Raw genomic sequence first — 16591 nt, forward strand, 5'->3', positions numbered from 1 at the left:
GCCCTGGCGAATGCGGGTTGGCATCAGGCCACCGCCACCACGTCGAGGATGCGCTGGATCACCCGGTCCTGGTCGATGCCGGCGGCTTCCGCCTCGAACGACAGGATGATGCGGTGGCGCAGCACGTCGAACAGCACCGCCTGGATGTCTTCCGGGCTGACGAAGTCGCGCCCGGCCAGCCAGGCATGGGCGCGCGCGCAGCGGTCGAGGGCGATCGAGCCGCGCGGGCTGGCGCCATAGGCGATCCACTCGGCCATCTCCGGGTCGAACTTGGCCGGGGTGCGGGTGGCCATCACCAGCTGCACCAGGTATTCCTCCACCGCATCGGCCATGTACAGACCGAGGATTTCCTGGCGCGCGGCGAAGATCGCCTGCTGGGTGACCCGCTGTTCCGGCTTGGCTTCGCCGTTGAGTGCATCGCCGCGGGCCTGGGCGAGGATCTTGCGTTCCACGCTGGCGTCCGGGAAGCCGATCTTGACGTGCATGAGGAAGCGGTCGAGCTGGGCTTCGGGCAGCGGGTAGGTGCCTTCCTGCTCGATCGGGTTCTGCGTGGCCATCACCAGGAACAGCGGCGACAGGTTGTAGGTGCTGCGCCCGACGCTGACCTGGCGCTCGGCCATGGCCTCGAGCAGGGCCGATTGCACCTTGGCCGGGGCGCGGTTGATCTCGTCGGCCAGCACCAGGTTGTGGAAGATCGGCCCCTGCTGGAATTCGAAACTGCCGTTTTCCGGGCGATAGATCTCCGTGCCGGTGATGTCGGCGGGGAGCAGGTCGGGGGTGAACTGGATGCGGTGGAATTCGGCCTCGATGCCTTCGGCCAGTTCCTTGATCGCCTTGGTCTTTGCCAGGCCGGGGGCGCCTTCGACCAGCAGGTGGCCGTCCGCCAGCAGGGCGATCAGCAGGCGTTCGATGAGTTTTTCCTGGCCGAGAATCTGGGTTGCAAGAAAGTGTCGCAGCGCAACGAGCGCCTCACGATGTTCCATCGAGGTTCTTCCTGGAAAGGGACTGGGAGACTGTGAAAATATCGCTTGCCTGCTGCGGCCGCCGTCGGGCGGCTGCAACTGCGTTGCACTACGCAAAAACTTCGGTCATTTGGCTCGCCAAACTCCCTTGTTTTTGCGCCGCGCGCCTTGTTTCGCTCGCCCGGCGACGCCCTCGCGACGGCCTTCGATTTTTTCATAGCCTCTGACGGGTAGCCGAAAACACCCGATCGGGGTGCCAACTCTACTGCATTGTGTGGCGACCTGGCAGGCCCGGGCGCGCGCAGTGCCGGCCAGTTCCCCTTTTGCGCCGAGAGGTCGCGGCTCAAGCAGACCGCGCCGGCGCCGCGAAGTTCAGCGCCGGCGCCTCTGCGCTGGCCGGCAGTGGCGTGACGCAGCGCAGCGCGCTGTTGGCCGGGGCGGGGCCGCGCACATCCAGCGCGCCGAACAGGCGCACGGCCAGGTAGTAGGCGAACGCCAGCGACCAGGCCATGCCGGCCCGGCGCAGCATATGGAAGAACAGCCGGTCGGCCTCGTGCTTGGCCAGCGGGGCGACGTTGAGGTACTGGTACAGCGCGTCGTGCACCAGGCTGGCCGGGTGGGCCAGGGGCCAGAACACCTCGCTTTCCCGCACCAGGCCCTGCTGCAGGCGCAGGATGGGGTGGCGCTTCTCCCACCAGTCGGGAATGCCGAGGATGGCCAGCCAGTAGAACGGCACCTTGGGCGTGCAGCCGTCCCAGGCATAGGTACGCGGGCGGGCGAAGTCGTAGCGCACTTCGCCCAGGTGCAGGTCGACGCTGGAGTGCCCCGGGTTAATGATCAGCAGGCCGTCGTGGATGATCAGCCATTCGCCATAGAAGTAGCGCCCGGCGAACTGCTCGCAGCGCTGCAGCAAGGGATGGTCGATGTAGTTGAGCCAGGGCCCGGCATGGTCGCGGCAGGCAAAGCCCCATTTGCCCAGGTCGGCCTGGCGCGCCGCCTCGGCCCGGCGCAGGCGCTCACGGCGACCGATCCAGCGTGGCAGCAGCACGCCGAGGTAGACCAGCGCGCCGCCCCACAGCAGCGGGACGATCAGCGCCGGCCGCAGCCAGGCGGCCAGGCTCAGCAGCAGGACGCCGATGGCGCTGACCAGCAGGTTGCCGAAGTGGCGCACCAGCGAGCGCGCGAGAGGACGGTTGGCCATGGTTTCCCTACCAGGCTGCGAGGAAGCCGGCACCTTAGCAGCTCATCGGCGCATCTGTGTAGGCGGGCGCATGGCCGCGGCGCAGCATGGCGATGAACGAATATGTCGCAGGGCTGCAAGCGTCGTTTCACGCGCACTGGCTAAGCTTGGCGTGACCTAGCGGTCGTCGTGCGTACTGCTGGGTTCCAGCATGGCCTAGACTGCTTGGAACCCCGGCGGTGCAGCCTCCTGCCTGCAAGCACGCGCGGCGCCTCCACGAATAACAAGTCCAGCGGAGCATCACCATGGCGTTTTTCACTGCGGCCAGCAAAGCCGACTTCCAGCATCAACTGCAAGCGGCCCTGGCTCAGCACGTCAGCGAGCAGGCGTTGCCACAAGTGGCGCTGTTCGCCGAGCAGTTCTTCGGCATCGTCGCCCTCGACGAGCTGACCCAGCGCCGCCTTGGCGATCTGGCCGGTTGCACCCTGTCTTCCTGGCGCCTGCTCGAGCACTTCGACCCGGCCAAGCCGCTGGTGCGGGTGTACAACCCGGACTACGAGAAGCACGGCTGGCAGTCGACCCATACCGCGGTGGAGGTGCTGCACGTCGACCTGCCGTTCCTGGTCGACTCGGTGCGCATGGAGCTGAACCGTCGCGGCTACAGCATCCATACCCTGCAGAACAGCGTGTTCAGCGTGCGTCGCGGCAAGAGCGGCGAGCTGCAGGAAATCCTCGCCAAGGGCAGCAGCGGCAAGGGCGTGCAGCAGGAAGCGCTGATGTACCTGGAGATCGACCGCTGCGCCAATGTCGGCGAGCTGCGGACCCTGGAGAAGGCCCTGCAGGATGTGCTGGAAGAAGTGCGCCTGGCGGTGTCCGACTTCCAGCCGATGAAGGCCCGCGCCGAAGAGCTGCTGGCCTGGCTGGACAAGGCCAAGCTCAAGGTCGACGGCGCCGAGCTGGGCGAGATCAAGGTGTTCCTCGGCTGGCTGCTGGACAACCACTTCACCTTCCTCGGCTACGAGGAGTTCACCGTGGCCGAGGAGAAGGACGGCGGCCATCTGGTGTATGACGAGAAGTCCCTGCTCGGCCTGTCGCGCCGCCTGCGCAAGGGCCTCAAGCAGGACGAGCTGCATATCGAGCAGGAGGCCGTGGACTATCTGCGCGAGCCGCGCCTGCTGTCCTTCGCCAAGGCCGCCACGCCGAGCCGGGTGCATCGCCCGGCCTACCCGGACTTCGTCTCGATCCGCGAGCTGGACGCCAAGGGCCGGGTGATCAAGGAATGCCGCTTCATGGGCCTGTACACCTCCTCGGTGTATGCCGAGAGCGTCAGCCGCATCCCCTATATCCGCCGCAAGGTGGCGGAAATCACCGAGCGTTCCGGTTTCGACCCCAAGGCGCACCTGGGCAAGGAGCTGGAACAGGTGCTGGAAGTGCTGCCGCGCGACGACCTGTTCCAGACCTCGGTGGACGAGCTGTTCAGCACCGCCATCGCCATCGTGCAGATCCAGGAGCGCAACAAGCTGCGCCTGTTCCTGCGCAAGGCCCCCTACGGCCGCTTCGCCTACTGCCTGGCCTATGTGCCGCGCGACGTGTACTCCACCGAGACGCGGCTGAAGATCCAACAGATCCTCATGGACCGCCTGCAGGCCAGCGACTGCGAGTTCTGGACCTACTTCTCCGAGTCGGTGCTGGCGCGGGTACAGTTCATCCTCAAGGTCGACCCGAAGAACCGCGTGCAGATCGACCCGGTACGCCTGGAGAAGGAAGTCATCCAGGCCTGCCGTTCGTGGAAGGACGACTACGCCAGCCTGGTCGTGGAAAGCTTCGGCGAGGCCCAGGGTACCCAGGTGCTGGCCGATTTCCCGAAAGGCTTCCCGGCCGGCTACTGCGAGCGCTTCGCCCCGCATTCGGCGGTGGTCGACATGCAGCACCTGCTCAGCCTGTCGGTCGAACGCCCGCTGGTGATGAGTTTCTACCAGCCGTTGGCTCAGGGCGAACAGGAGCTGCACTGCAAGCTGTACCACGCCGACACGCCGCTGCCGCTGTCGGACGTCCTGCCGATCCTGGAAAACCTCGGCCTGCGCGTGCTCGGCGAGTTCCCCTACAAGCTGCGCCGCGCCGATGGCCGCGAGTTCTGGATTCACGACTTCGCCTTCACCAGCGCCGAAGGCCTGGATGTCGACATCCAGCAGCTCAACGACACCCTGCAGGACGCCTTCGTGCAGATCGTCGGTGGCGCGGCCGAGAACGACGGCTTCAACCGCCTGGTGCTGACCGCCTCCATGCCCTGGCGCGACGTGGCGCTGCTGCGCGCCTATGCCCGCTACCTCAAGCAGATCCGCCTGGGCTTCGACCTGAGCTACATCGCCGCCACCCTGGTCAACCACGCCGATATCGCCAAGGAGCTGGTGCGCCTGTTCCGCACTCGTTTCTACCTGGCGCGCAAGCTCACCGACGAGGACCTGGAGGACAAGCAACAGAAGCTCGAACAGGCGATCCTCGCCGCCCTGGACAATGTCGCGGTGCTCAACGAGGACCGCATCCTGCGGCGCTACCTGGACCTGATCAAGGCCACCCTGCGCACCAACTTCTACCAGCCCGACGCCGATGGTCAGCCCAAGCACTACTTCAGCTTCAAGCTCAGCCCGCGGCTGATCCCGGACATCCCGCGGCCGGTGCCGAAGTTCGAGATCTTCGTCTACTGCCCGCGCGTCGAAGGCGTGCACCTGCGCTTCGGCGACGTGGCCCGTGGCGGCCTGCGCTGGTCCGATCGTGAGGAAGACTTCCGTACCGAAGTGCTGGGCCTGGTCAAGGCGCAGCAGGTGAAGAACGCGGTGATCGTGCCGATGGGCGCCAAGGGCGGTTTCATCCCGCGCAAGATGCCGGTGGGTGCCAACCGCGACGAGGTGCTGGCCGAGGGCATCGCCTGCTACCGCATCTTCATCAGCGGCCTGCTCGACATCACCGACAACCTCAAGGACGGCGCCGTGGTGCCGCCGCAGAACGTGGTGCGCCACGATAACGACGACCCCTACCTGGTGGTGGCGGCCGACAAGGGCACCGCGACCTTCTCCGACATCGCCAACGGCATCGCCCAGGACTACGGCTTCTGGCTGGGCGACGCCTTCGCCTCTGGCGGCTCGGCTGGCTACGACCACAAGGGCATGGGCATCACCGCCAAGGGCGGCTGGGTCTCGGTGCAGCGCCACTTCCGCGAGCGCGGCATCGACGTGCAGAAGGACAACTTCACCGTCATCGGCATCGGCGACATGGCCGGCGACGTGTTCGGCAACGGCCTGCTGCTGTCGGACAAGCTGCAGCTGGTGGCGGCCTTCAACCACCAGCACATCTTCATCGACCCCAACCCGGATGCGGCCAAGAGCTTCGTCGAGCGCCAGCGCCTGTTCGACCTGCCGCGCTCCAGCTGGGCCGACTATGACGCCTCGCTGATCTCCGAAGGCGGCGGCATCTTCCTGCGCAGTGCCAAGAGCATCGCCATCAGCCCGCAGATGCAGGCGCGCTTCGACATCGGCGCCGACAAGCTGGCGCCCAACGAACTGCTCAATGCCCTGCTCAAGGCGCCGGTCGACCTGCTGTGGAACGGCGGCATCGGCACTTACGTCAAGTCGAGCAAGGAAAGCCACGCCGATGTCGGCGACAAGGCCAACGACGGCCTGCGGGTCAACGGCTGCGAGCTGCGCGCCAAGGTGGTGGGCGAGGGCGGCAACCTCGGCATGACCCAGCTCGGCCGGGTCGAGTACGGCCTGAGCGGCGGCGCCAGCAACACCGACTTCATCGACAACGCCGGTGGCGTGGACTGCTCCGACCACGAGGTCAACATCAAGATCCTGCTCAACGAGATCGTCGGTGCCGGCGACATGACCGGCAAGCAGCGCAACAAGCTGCTGGCCGAGATGACCGATGCGGTGGGCAGCCTGGTGCTGGGCAACAACTACAAGCAGACCCAGGCCCTGTCCCTGGCCGAGCGCCGCGCCCGCGAGCGCCTGCCCGAGTACAAGCGGCTGATGGCTGCGCTCGAAGCGGCCGGCAAGCTGGACCGTGCCCTGGAGTTCCTGCCCAGCGACGACGAGCTCAACGAGCGTGCCGCCAATGGCCAGGGCCTGACCCGGCCGGAGCTGTCGGTGCTGATCTCCTACAGCAAGATCGACCTCAAGGAGGCCCTGCTGAAATCCCTGGTGCCGGACGACGACTACCTGGCCCGCGAGATGGAGACCGCCTTCCCGGCGCAGCTGAGCAAGAAGTTCGCCGAGCCGATGCGCCGCCACCGCCTGAAGCGCGAGATCGTCAGCACGCAGATCGCCAACGACCTGGTCAACCACATGGGCATCACCTTCGTGCAGCGCCTGAAGGAGTCCACCGGCATGAGCGCGGCCAACGTCGCCGGCGCCTATGTCATCGTCCGCGACGTGTTCCGCCTGCCGCACTGGTGGCAGCAGATCGAGGCGCTGGACTACCAGGTGCCGGCCGAGCTGCAGCTGCAGCTGATGGACGAGCTGATGCGCCTGGGCCGCCGGGCTACCCGCTGGTTCCTGCGCAGCCGCCGCAACGAGCTGGACGCGGCCCGCGATGTCGGCCACTTCGGCCCGCGCGTGGCCGAGCTGGCCGGGCGCCTGGACGAACTGCTGGAGGGCCCGGCCCGCGAGCAGTGGCTGGCGCGCTACCAGGGCTTCGTCGAAGCCGGCACGCCGGAGGAGCTGGCCCGCGTGGTGGCCGGCACCAGCCACCTGTACACCCTGTTGCCGATCATCGAAGCGGCGGATGTCACCGGCAAGCCGGCCTCGGAAGTGGCCACCGCCTACTTCGCCGTGGGCGGGGCGCTGGAGCTGTCCTGGTACCTGCAGCAGATCACCAGCCTGCCGGTGGACAACAACTGGCAGGCCCTGGCCCGCGAGGCGTTCTGCGACGACCTGGACTGGCAGCAGCGCGCCATCACCGTGTCGGTGCTGCAGATGGCCGAAGGCCCGGTGGATGTGGAGGAGCGCGTGGGGTTCTGGCTGGAGCAGCACAAGGCGCTGGTGCAGCGCTGGCTGGTCATGCTCGGCGAGCTGCGTGCGGCCACCGGCATCGACTACGCCATGTATGCGGTGGCCAATCGCGAGCTGATGGATCTGGCGCGCAGCGATCAGTAGGGCGTAACGCTCTACTAATCGTGCAGTTTGTCCGTGCCGGCACTGGTCGGTCACGGGCGGCTCGGTTAGCCTCCGTAAAAAAGTTCGCAGAATTGCCGCAAGGTCCAGTGCTCCGGCACGGGCCTTGCCTATTCCAGCGGACACCGGAGAGTAGTCATGACCGACATTCTAATTCTAACGCACGTCGATTATTGTCCTCCGGGCCACCTGGCAGCAGTGCTGGAGGCCCATCAACTGGATTTCACCGTGTTGCGCAGCGACCTCGGTGAACTCGACGGCTACGACCTGGATCGCCCGCGTGCCGTGGCGGTGATGGGCGGGCCGATGAGCGTCAACGATGATCTGCCCTGGATCGGGGCAGAAGTTGCCGCTTTGCAGCACATCATTCAGCGCGATATCCCCCTGATTGGCCACTGCCTGGGCGGGCAGATGATTGCCCGCGCCCTCGGCGCGCCGGTACATCGCATGCCCTATACCGAAGTCGGCTGGCAGCCACTGGTGCGCCGCGACCAGGCCAAGCCCAGTCCCTGGCTGGCCCATCTGCCGGCCGAGTTCCCGGTCTATCAGTGGCACAGCGACACCTTCGAGCTGCCGGCCGGTGCCGAGTGGCTGCTGTCCAGCCCCTGGTGCCCGAACCAGGGCTTTGCCTGGGGCGACAAGGTGCTGGCCCTGCAGGGCCATCCGGAGATGACCGAGACGCTGCTCGGCGACTGGCTGCAGGACTGGTCGCACCTGCTCGACGAGACCCAGGCCAGCCAGCAGGGCCTGCGGCAGATGCTGGTCGACCTGCCGACGCGGGTAGCGGCGCTCAACCGGGTGGCGGAGGGCTTCTATCGCCACTGGCTGCAACTGGCCTTCGGCGACTTGCACCAGCCGGCGTGCCCGGCGGCCTGAGGCCCTCAGCTGAAACCTAATGGCTGTGTCCCGGCTATATGCTGAGGGTGCGTTTGTGTAGGGTGCGCCGTGCGCACCGCCCTTGGTGCGCACGGCGCACCCTACGCGATCCGTGTTGCACAGACGGATAAGTGGCCATGCAACACGTAATTGGTACATCGCCAAACAAAAACGCCCCGCTCGGTGCGGGGCGTTTGCATTGCTGCCTGAGGCTTATTCCTTGACCTTCATGTCCAGCGACAGGTCGCGGGCGGCCTTAGTGGCGAGGATGCCCATCAACTGGCCGATCTCGTCCTGGCGGCTGGCGCCGGCGCCAGTGCCCGAGCCACCCATCATCACGCCGGGCACCGGCGCCTGGGCGGCGGCTTCGGCCCACACCTTGTTGATCGAGATCAGCGCATCCAGCTTGGGTTGCAGCGCGCCGTCGGCCTCGATCACCGCCTTGCGCGCATAGGCTTCGGCGTCGGCGGTGATCTTGGTGGCGTCGGCGGTGATCGCCGCCTTGTCGCGCAGCAGTTCGGCGGTCTGCTTCTCGATCTCGGCGCGGCCCTTTTCGCGTTCGGCGTTGATCCGTGCCAGCTGCTTCTCGGTCTCGGCCTGGGTGGTGCGCTCGATCTGGTCGCGCAGGGTTTCCTGGCGGCGGGCTTCCACTTCCTTCTCGCCGCGGGCGGTGACCAGCAGCTTCTCTTCCTCTTCCTTCAGGCGGTTCTGCCGGGCCACGGCCAGCTCGGCCAGGGCCTGCTGGACCTTGACCATGCGCTGCTTGTACTGCGGGTTGGGGTCGACGTTGGTGATGCGCGCCTCGACCACTTCCACCCCGTACTTGCGGAACTGCTGCTGCTTGCGCACCGGGATGCCCTTGTTGTCCATGACCTTCTCGGTGATGAACTGGCTGGCGTTGTTGTCGCCGAAGCTGCCCTGTTCGGTGCCGGCCTGGAGGATCGCCGTCTGGCTCGGCTGGTGGCCGCGCGGGCCGCGCACTTCCTTGCGCTTGATCAGGTACAGGCCGTCGTTGAGCTGGTTCTCGAACTCGGCGGCGAACTCGCTGCGTGCACCGGCGTAGAAGTCGTCGGCGCTCATCAGCGAGGCGGTGGCCTGCAGGGTTTCCTTGATGGCCGGAACCAGGGCGGTCTTGATGAAGTTTTCCGGGTTGCGGTATTCCTGGGCGATCTTCAGGAACTGCTCGCCGGCCGGCAGGCGAAAGCGCGCCGAGGACTCGACCTTGGCGTCGACGTTGCCGAGGAACACGATGGGGAAGGCTTCGATGGTCGCGCCGAGCGAATCGTTGTCGCTGTTGTCGTTGATCTCCAGCGCTTCGGTGAGCACCGACTGCACGCTGAGTGCCTTCTTCCACGGGGTGGCACGGCCGAACCACTTGGTCGCGTAGCCGACGTCGTCGACCACTTTCTCCTCGCCGAAGATGGTCCGCACATGGGTGGCGAAACCGGCCTCGTTGTAGAAGAACACCCCGTTGAAGGTGACGAAGCCGATGGCGGCGACCAGCGCGGGCATGCCGACGTACTTGATGAGGGAGAGCTTCGAGGGGGCTCCGTTGGAAATTTCCATGATCTGTCCTTGACTGCGGGAAAAGAGCGCGAATGCTGCTGAGCCGGCGCGGGGCCGTCAAGGGGTGGCGGGTCGGTATGTGCCGCGTCTCGCGCAGATTGCTTAGAACCTGTTTACGTTCTTCTGAATTAGAGCCAGACAAGGCAAAAACTGCCGAGGAGGCGCAGTTTACGAGCTGTAAATGAGCATTTCGAGGCCGTTTTTAACGCGGTATGGCCGCGAGTCAGGAGATCGTGAACGGGTTCTCAGGTGAGCGGGAAGGGCGCCTGCTGGTAACCGCTGGCGTCGATCTGCAGGGCCCAGCCCTGCTTGTCCCAGTCGCCGAGGACGATGCGCCGGGCGGCCTGGCCGGCGACCTGCAGCTGGTGCACGGCCGGGCGATGGGTGTGGCCGTGGATCAGGGTGCGCACGCCATATTCGGCCATGATCCGCGGCACTTCGTCCGGGGTCACGTCGACGATCTCGCTGGCCTTCATGCTGGTTTGCGTGCGGCTCTCGCTGCGCAGCTTGCGCGCCAGCTTGTGGCGGGTGGCCAGTGGCAGGTGGCGCAGGATGAACAGCGTCAGCGGGTGGCGCAGCCAGCGGCGCAGCTTCATGTAGGCCAGGTCCTGGGTGCACAGGCTGTCGCCGTGCATCAGCAGCACCGGCTCGCCGTTGAACTGCACCAGGCTCGGGTCGTGCAGCAGGGTACAGCCGGCTTCGCGGCAGAAGGCCTTGCCGATCAGGAAGTCGCGGTTGCCATGCATGAGGAAAATTTGCGTGCCGCTGTCGCGTAACTGGCGCAGGGCACGGGCGATCTTGCGCTGGAAGGGCGTCATGCCGTCGTCGCCGATCCACACCTCGAAGAAGTCGCCGAGGATGTACAGGGCTTCGGCCACTCTGGCGCGGCCTTCGAGGAATTGCACAAACGCCCGGGTCAGGTCCGGGCGTTGTTCTTCCAGGTGCAGATCGGAGATCAGCAGGATCATCGATTTACTCGACGATTTCGGCTTTCTCGATGATCACGTCGTCCACCGGCACGTCCTGGTGGCCGGACTTCATGGTGGTGGCCACGCCTTTGATCTTGTTGACCACGTCCATGCCTTCGACCACTTCGCCGAACACCGCGTAGCCCCAGCCCTGTACGGTCGGTGCGCTGTGGTTGAGGAAGCTGTTGTCGGCGACGTTGATGAAGAACTGCGCGGAGGCCGAGTGCGGCTCCATGGTGCGGGCCATGGCCACGGTGCCGACCTTGTTGGCCACGCCGTTGTTGGCTTCGTTCTTAATCGGTGCGCGGGTCGGCTTCTGCTTCATGCCCGGCTCGAAACCGCCGCCCTGGATCATGAAGTTGCTGATCACGCGGTGGAAAACGGTGCCGTCGTAATGACCGCTCTTCACATATTCCTTGAAGTTGGCCACGGTTTCCGGGGCCTTGTCTTCGAAGAGTTCCAGGGTGATGACGCCGTGGTTGGTGTGCAGCTTGATCATGGAATGTGCTCTCGGTTTACGGGCAAGGCGGCTGGTGTGGCGCGGCAGCGGGGCAGGCAGGGCCTGTTTTCGCGCCGTATGGTCACGCCCGGTCGCTTTGCGGCTGTCAGGGGGTTGACGGGTTGGGTATCATACGGGCTTTGTTTTGACCGGCCTACCCTGAGAGCCAGTCTCGGATCTGCTGCGCGTCGGCGATACGGCGTTAAAAGCAGCCTCGGAATGCTCATTTACAACTTGTAAACTGCGCTTCCTCGGCTGCTTTTGCCTTGTCTCGCTCTAGCTCGCGAGACCCGAAACAGGCTCTAAGCCGCGCATTCGCACCTAAGGACATCATGAGCAAGCCCACCGTCGAAAAAGCCGCCAACTTCCTGCTCCCCATCGTCCAGGCCGACCTGGACAGCGGCAAGCACGCCAAGATCATCACCCGCTTCCCGCCGGAGCCCAACGGCTACCTGCACATCGGCCACGCCAAGTCGATCTGCCTGAACTTCGGCCTGGCCCAGGAATTCGGCGGCGAGTGCAACCTGCGCTTCGACGACACCAACCCGGCCAAGGAAGACCAGGAATACATCGACGCGATCAAGAGCGACGTGCAGTGGCTAGGCTTCCAGTGGGCCGGCGAGGAGCGCTACGCCTCCAACTATTTCGACCAGCTGCATGCCTGGGCCATCGAACTGATCAAGGCCGGCAAGGCCTTCGTTTGCGACCTGAATGCCGAGGAAATGCGCGCCTACCGCGGCAGCCTGACCGAACCGGGCAAGAACAGCCCGTTCCGCGAGCGTTCGGTGGAAGAGAACCTCGACCTGTTCGCCCGCATGAAGGCCGGTGAGTTCGCCGATGGTGCCCGTTCGCTGCGCGCCAAGATCGACATGGCCTCGCCGAACATCAACCTGCGCGACCCGATCCTCTACCGCATCCGCCACGCCCATCACCACCAGACCGGCGACAAGTGGTGCATCTACCCGAGCTACGACTTCACCCACGGCCAGTCGGACGCCATCGAAGGCATCACCCACTCGATCTGCACCCTGGAGTTCGAAGACCACCGCCCGCTGTACGAGTGGTTCCTTGAGCAGTTGCCGGTGCCGGCGCAGCCGCGCCAGTACGAATTCGCCCGCCTCAACCTGAATTACACCATCACCAGCAAGCGCAAGCTCAAGCAGCTGGTCGATGAAGGTCATGTGCATGGCTGGGACGACCCGCGTATGTCGACCCTGTCCGGCTTCCGCCGCCGTGGCTACACCCCGGCGTCGATCCGCAACTTCTGCGACATGATCGGCGTCAACCGCGCCGGCGGCGTGGTCGATGTCGGCATGCTGGAATTCGCCATCCGTGACGACCTGGACGCCAACGCCGCACGCGCCATGTGCGTGCTCAAGCCGCTGAAAGTGGTCATCAGCAACTACCCTGAGGGCCAGATCGAGAACCTCGAACTGCCGCGCCACCCCAAGCAGGACATGGGCGTGCGCGTGCTGCCGTTCAGCCGCGAGATCTACATCGACGCCAGCGACTTCGAGGAAACCCCGCCGGATGGCTTCAAGCGCCTGATCCCCGGTGGCGAAGTGCGCCTGCGTGGCAGCTATGTGATCCGCGCCGACGAGGCCGTGAAGGACGCGCAAGGCAATATCGTCGAACTGCGCTGCAGCTATGACGAAAACACCCTGGGCAAGAACCCGGAAGGCCGCAAGGTCAAGGGCGTGATCCACTGGGTGCCGGCCGCCGAGAGCGTGGAATGCGAAGTGCGCCTGTACGACCGCCTGTTCCGCTCCGCCAACCCGGAGAAGGACGAGGAGGGTGGCAGCTTCCTCGACAACATCAACCCGGACTCGCTGGTGGTGCTCACCGGCTGCCGCGCCGAGCCATCGCTGGGCCAGGCCGTCCCGGAAGAACGCTTCCAGTTCGAGCGCGAAGGCTACTTCGTTGCCGACCTGAAGGACTCGCAGCCAGGCAAGCCGGTGTTCAACCGTACCGTCACCCTGCGCGATTCCTGGGGAGCCTGAGCCATGGCGTTGTCCATCTACAACACCCTGAGCAAGACCAAGGAGGCGTTCAAGCCACTGGTCGGCAATCAGGTGCGCATGTACGTGTGCGGCATGACCGTGTACGACTTCTGCCATATCGGCCACGCCCGCGTGATGGTGGCGTTCGACGTGGTCACCCGCTGGCTGCGTCATCGCGGCTATGACGTGACCTACGTGCGCAATATCACCGACATCGACGACAAGATCATCAAGCGCGCGCAGGAGAACGGCGAGCCGTTCGAGGCCCTGGTCGAGCGCATGATCGCTGCCATGCATGAGGACGAGGCGCGTCTGTCCGTGCTGCGGCCGGATATAGAGCCGCGCGCCACCGGCCATATCGCCGGCATGCACCAGATGATCCAGACCCTGATCGACAAGGGTTACGCCTACGCCCCGGGCAACGGCGACGTGTACTACCGCGTCACCAAGTTCGAGGGCTACGGCAAGCTGTCCCGGCGCAAGATCGACGAGCTGAAGATCGGCGCGCGCATCGAGGTCGACGAGATCAAGGAAGACCCGCTGGACTTCGTGCTGTGGAAGGGCGCCAAGCCGGGCGAGCCGAGCTGGGGTTCGCCCTGGGGCGCGGGCCGGCCGGGCTGGCACATCGAATGCTCGGTGATGTCCACCTGCTGCCTGGGCGAGACCTTCGACATTCACGGCGGCGGCCCGGACCTGGTGTTTCCGCACCACGAGAACGAGATCGCGCAGAGCGAGGCGGCCACCGGCAAGCTCTACGCCAACGCCTGGATGCACGCCGGCGCGGTGCGCGTGGACGGCGAGAAGATGTCCAAGAGCCTGGGCAACTTCTTCACCATCCGCGAGGTGCTGGAGAAGTACCACCCAGAGGTGGTGCGCTACCTGCTGGTATCCAGCCACTACCGCAGCCCGATCAACTACTCCGAAGACAGCCTCAAGGAAGCCAAGGGCGCCCTGGAGCGCTTCTACAACGGCCTGAAAGGTCTGCCGGAAGTGGCCCCTGCCGGCGGCGAGGAATTCGTCGAGCGCTTCGGCGCGGCGATGGACGACGACTTCAACTCGCCGGAAGCCTGCGCCGTGCTGTTCGAGATGATTCGCGAGGTCAACCGCCTGCGTGAATCGGATGTTCAAGCCGCCGCCGGCCTGGCCGCCCAGCTCAAGCAGCTGGCCGGCGTGCTCGGCGTGCTGCAGCTGGAGCCGGATGCCTTCCTCCAGGCCGGCGCCGCCAGCAAGGTCGATGCCGCCGCGGTGGATGCCCTGATCGCCGCCCGCCTGCAGGCGCGCGCCGAGAAGAACTGGGCCGAAAGCGACCGCATCCGCGACCAGCTGACCGCCATGGGTGTGGTCCTGGAAGACGGCAAGGGCGGCACCACCTGGCGCCTGGCCGAGTAAGTCGTTCCGCTGCATGAAAAAGGCCGCCTTCGGGCGGCCTTTTTCATGCCTGCGATTTCAGCGTTTGCCGCTGTAGCAGATCACCCGGCTGACCCCGCGGGTAACGGCCACATAGGCCAGGCGCAGGCTCTCGTCGCGCATGGCCTGGTCGTAGCTGTTGCGGAACAGGCCGCAGTGGGCATACAGCGCGTTGCGCAGCGGATGCGACTCCGGGCTGCCGCCGTCGTCGAGGATGATCGCCACCTCGCCCTGCAGGCCCTTGGCGCGATGGATGCTGTAGGCGCGCACCGGCAGGCTCGGGTCCAGCTGGGCCTGCACCTGCTTCAGCGCGTCGTTGCGCCGGCCCAGCAGCAGCACCGGGTTGCGTTCGCGGCTGTCGCGCTGGGCGACATGCGTGCACTGCGCGGCGATTTCCCGCAGCAGCTCGGGCAACTGGCGCTTGAGGTCGAAGCCCTCGATGCGGCGCACGCCATGATCGCCCGGCTGCGCGGCCTTGATTGCCTGGCTGCGCTTGGCCTGCTTGCAGGCGACGCCCTCGAGCAGCGCCTCGGCATCGCGCAGGATCGGCGCGATGTTGCGGAAGTTGGCGGTCAGCATCAGTACCTGGCTCTTGGCCTTGCCGCGGCTGGGGAAGTGGCGGTCGAAGTCGAGGAACAGCTCCGGCGAGCTGCCGCGCCAGCCGTAGATCGACTGCCAGTCGTCGCCGATGGCCATCAGGCTGACCGCTTTGCCACGGCCGGCCAGGGCGCGGTGCACGGCCTGCAGCCAGTGGACGATCTGCGGCGAGATGTCCTGGAACTCGTCGATCAGCAGATGGCGCAGCGGCTCGATGGCCTCCGCCGGCAGCTCCTGCACGCTGGCCAGGCGTTCGCCGAGCCGGCGGAAGGCGGCATCGAAAGTGGTAATGCCTTGCGTCTGCAGCAGTGCTTGGAAATGCGCCCAGAAGGTCGCGAGGGCCTGCAGGAACAGGCGCTCGCGCGGCGCGCAGTCCGGCGCGGCGGCATCCAGGCGATCCGGACGCAGGCCGAGGCTCTCGGCGAAGCAGCCCTGCTGATAGAACGCCTCGTACAACGGAGTGGCGCGCAGCTCGCCGGCCAGGCGCAAGCCCTCCTGCGGCGGCTTGCCGACGGTCTCGGGCAGGGCCACACCGAGCAGCTCGTGCACCTGCTGGCGGAAGGCGGCATCGCTGGCGTAGAGCGCTTCATGGGCCTGGCGCAGCAGGCGCTGTTGCGCGGGCGGCAGGCGGCCACCGGCGGGGGCGTCCGGCTCCTCGCCAGCAGTGCCACCGAGCTGTTCGAACCAACTCGGTGCGCCCAGCAGCGCCTTGGCCTGTTGCGCCATGGCGGAGTGGAAGGTGCGCACGCACTGGCGCGCCTGCGCCTCGTCGAAGGGCAATTGCCAGAAGGCCAGCAGGCGCAGCAGCTGGCCGCGCAGCTCGGCGCAGGAAGCGTTGGTGAAGGAGATCACCGTGAGGCTGGCGGCGGGGATCTGCAGGTGGCAGAGCATGAACACCACGCGCAGCAGCAGGGTGGTGGACTTGCCCGAGCCGGCGCCGGCGAAGATGCGTGCCAGCGGGGCGCGGCAGAGGATCATCGGCCACTGCTCGTCGGACGGCGCACCGATCAGCCCGGCCGCCACCGCCTCGGCGACGCGGGCATGCATGGCGGCGATCTGGGTTTCGCTGACCCTCAGGCGGGCGCTGGAGTAGATGCCGGTGGGGGCGGGGCCATCGCTGGCCTGCTGCTTGCGCCCGCTGGCCTTGGTCTTGCCGGCGCTGGCGGGGCGCTTGGCGCGCGGTTGTGGTTGGCGCAGCCGGGCAGCGGCCTCGCGTTCGGCGCGCAGGTACTCGGTGGTGCGGGGAAAGTAGCGCGCCAGGGCGCTGGAAAGCAGCGCCTGGTAGCGTTTGACGGCGGACAGCATGGCAACTCGGAAACGTAAAACAGGTCAGGGCGGCCATCATACGGGCTTTCCGCCGGGGGCTGG

The 16591-nt window shown here is 66.2% G+C and carries 10 protein-coding genes; 4 read left to right on the forward strand and 6 right to left on the reverse strand.

All coding sequences use genetic code 11. From position 1 onward, the window contains the following. Positions 1-23: 23 nt before the first annotated feature. Together F3I62_RS10040 and F3I62_RS10045 are read right to left on the reverse strand one after the other, a co-directional pair. Positions 24-983: a MoxR family ATPase gene (locus tag F3I62_RS10040; RefSeq protein ID WP_160489518.1), complete on the reverse strand. Its 960-nt coding sequence runs from the start codon at positions 981-983 to the stop codon at positions 24-26. 322 nt (positions 984-1305) lie between these two features. Continuing rightward, positions 1306-2163, reverse strand: a complete 858-nt coding sequence (locus F3I62_RS10045) for a DUF1353 domain-containing protein (protein WP_160489519.1) — start codon at positions 2161-2163, stop codon at positions 1306-1308. A gap of 284 nt (positions 2164-2447) precedes the next feature. On the opposite strand from F3I62_RS10045, the gene F3I62_RS10050 reads away from it, so the two are divergent. Together F3I62_RS10050 and F3I62_RS10055 are read left to right on the forward strand one after the other, a co-directional pair. After that, on the forward strand, positions 2448-7292 hold the full coding sequence (locus F3I62_RS10050; RefSeq protein WP_160489520.1) for an NAD-glutamate dehydrogenase: 4845 nt from the start codon (positions 2448-2450) through the stop codon (positions 7290-7292). 156 nt (positions 7293-7448) lie between these two features. Next, the gene (locus F3I62_RS10055) at positions 7449-8186 is read left to right on the forward strand and encodes a type 1 glutamine amidotransferase (RefSeq protein WP_160489521.1); all 738 of its coding nucleotides are present in this window, start codon (positions 7449-7451) and stop codon (positions 8184-8186) included. Between the two features lie 213 nt (positions 8187-8399). Here F3I62_RS10055 and F3I62_RS10060 read toward each other — a convergent pair whose 3' ends face one another. From F3I62_RS10060 to F3I62_RS10070, 3 genes are all read right to left on the reverse strand, one after another. Beyond that, complete coding sequence (locus F3I62_RS10060) at positions 8400-9752, reverse strand: SPFH domain-containing protein (protein ID WP_160489522.1); 1353 nt, start codon at positions 9750-9752, stop codon at positions 8400-8402. A 245-nt stretch (positions 9753-9997) separates the two neighbouring features. Further along, complete coding sequence (gene lpxH, locus F3I62_RS10065; RefSeq protein ID WP_160489523.1) at positions 9998-10720, reverse strand: UDP-2,3-diacylglucosamine diphosphatase; 723 nt, start codon at positions 10718-10720, stop codon at positions 9998-10000. Between the two features lie 4 nt (positions 10721-10724). Continuing rightward, complete coding sequence (locus F3I62_RS10070; protein ID WP_160489524.1) at positions 10725-11219, reverse strand: peptidylprolyl isomerase; 495 nt, start codon at positions 11217-11219, stop codon at positions 10725-10727. A gap of 332 nt (positions 11220-11551) precedes the next feature. Between F3I62_RS10070 and F3I62_RS10075 the strand changes: the two genes are divergently transcribed. Continuing rightward, complete coding sequence (locus F3I62_RS10075) at positions 11552-13219, forward strand: glutamine--tRNA ligase/YqeY domain fusion protein (protein ID WP_160489525.1); 1668 nt, start codon at positions 11552-11554, stop codon at positions 13217-13219. Positions 13220-13222: 3 nt separating this feature from the next. Beyond that, positions 13223-14608: a cysteine--tRNA ligase gene (cysS, locus tag F3I62_RS10080; protein ID WP_160489526.1), complete on the forward strand. Its 1386-nt coding sequence runs from the start codon at positions 13223-13225 to the stop codon at positions 14606-14608. 57 nt (positions 14609-14665) lie between these two features. On the opposite strand, the gene F3I62_RS10085 is transcribed toward cysS, so the two are convergent. After that, a complete protein-coding gene (locus tag F3I62_RS10085) occupies positions 14666-16528 on the reverse strand; it encodes a UvrD-helicase domain-containing protein (RefSeq protein WP_160489527.1) in 1863 nt (620 codons plus the stop codon). Positions 16529-16591 lie beyond the last annotated feature (63 nt).

The sequence above is a fragment of the Pseudomonas sp. R-28-1W-6 genome (assembly GCF_009799925.1).
Classification (GTDB): domain Bacteria; phylum Pseudomonadota; class Gammaproteobacteria; order Pseudomonadales; family Pseudomonadaceae; genus Aquipseudomonas.

Excerpts from the sequence above, each read along its gene's own strand:
- F3I62_RS10040 (WP_160489518.1), bottom strand. The coding sequence starts at position 983 with ATGGAACATCGTGAGGCGCTCGTTGCGCTGCGACACTTTCTTGCAACC.
- F3I62_RS10045 (WP_160489519.1), bottom strand. The coding sequence starts at position 2,163 with ATGGCCAACCGTCCTCTCGCGCGCTCGCTGGTGCGCCACTTCGGCAAC.
- F3I62_RS10050 (WP_160489520.1), top strand. The coding sequence starts at position 2,448 with ATGGCGTTTTTCACTGCGGCCAGCAAAGCCGACTTCCAGCATCAACTG.
- F3I62_RS10055 (WP_160489521.1), top strand. The coding sequence starts at position 7,449 with ATGACCGACATTCTAATTCTAACGCACGTCGATTATTGTCCTCCGGGC.
- F3I62_RS10060 (WP_160489522.1), bottom strand. The coding sequence starts at position 9,752 with ATGGAAATTTCCAACGGAGCCCCCTCGAAGCTCTCCCTCATCAAGTAC.
- lpxH (WP_160489523.1), bottom strand. The coding sequence starts at position 10,720 with ATGATCCTGCTGATCTCCGATCTGCACCTGGAAGAACAACGCCCGGAC.
- F3I62_RS10070 (WP_160489524.1), bottom strand. The coding sequence starts at position 11,219 with ATGATCAAGCTGCACACCAACCACGGCGTCATCACCCTGGAACTCTTC.
- F3I62_RS10075 (WP_160489525.1), top strand. The coding sequence starts at position 11,552 with ATGAGCAAGCCCACCGTCGAAAAAGCCGCCAACTTCCTGCTCCCCATC.
- cysS (WP_160489526.1), top strand. The coding sequence starts at position 13,223 with ATGGCGTTGTCCATCTACAACACCCTGAGCAAGACCAAGGAGGCGTTC.
- F3I62_RS10085 (WP_160489527.1), bottom strand. The coding sequence starts at position 16,528 with ATGCTGTCCGCCGTCAAACGCTACCAGGCGCTGCTTTCCAGCGCCCTG.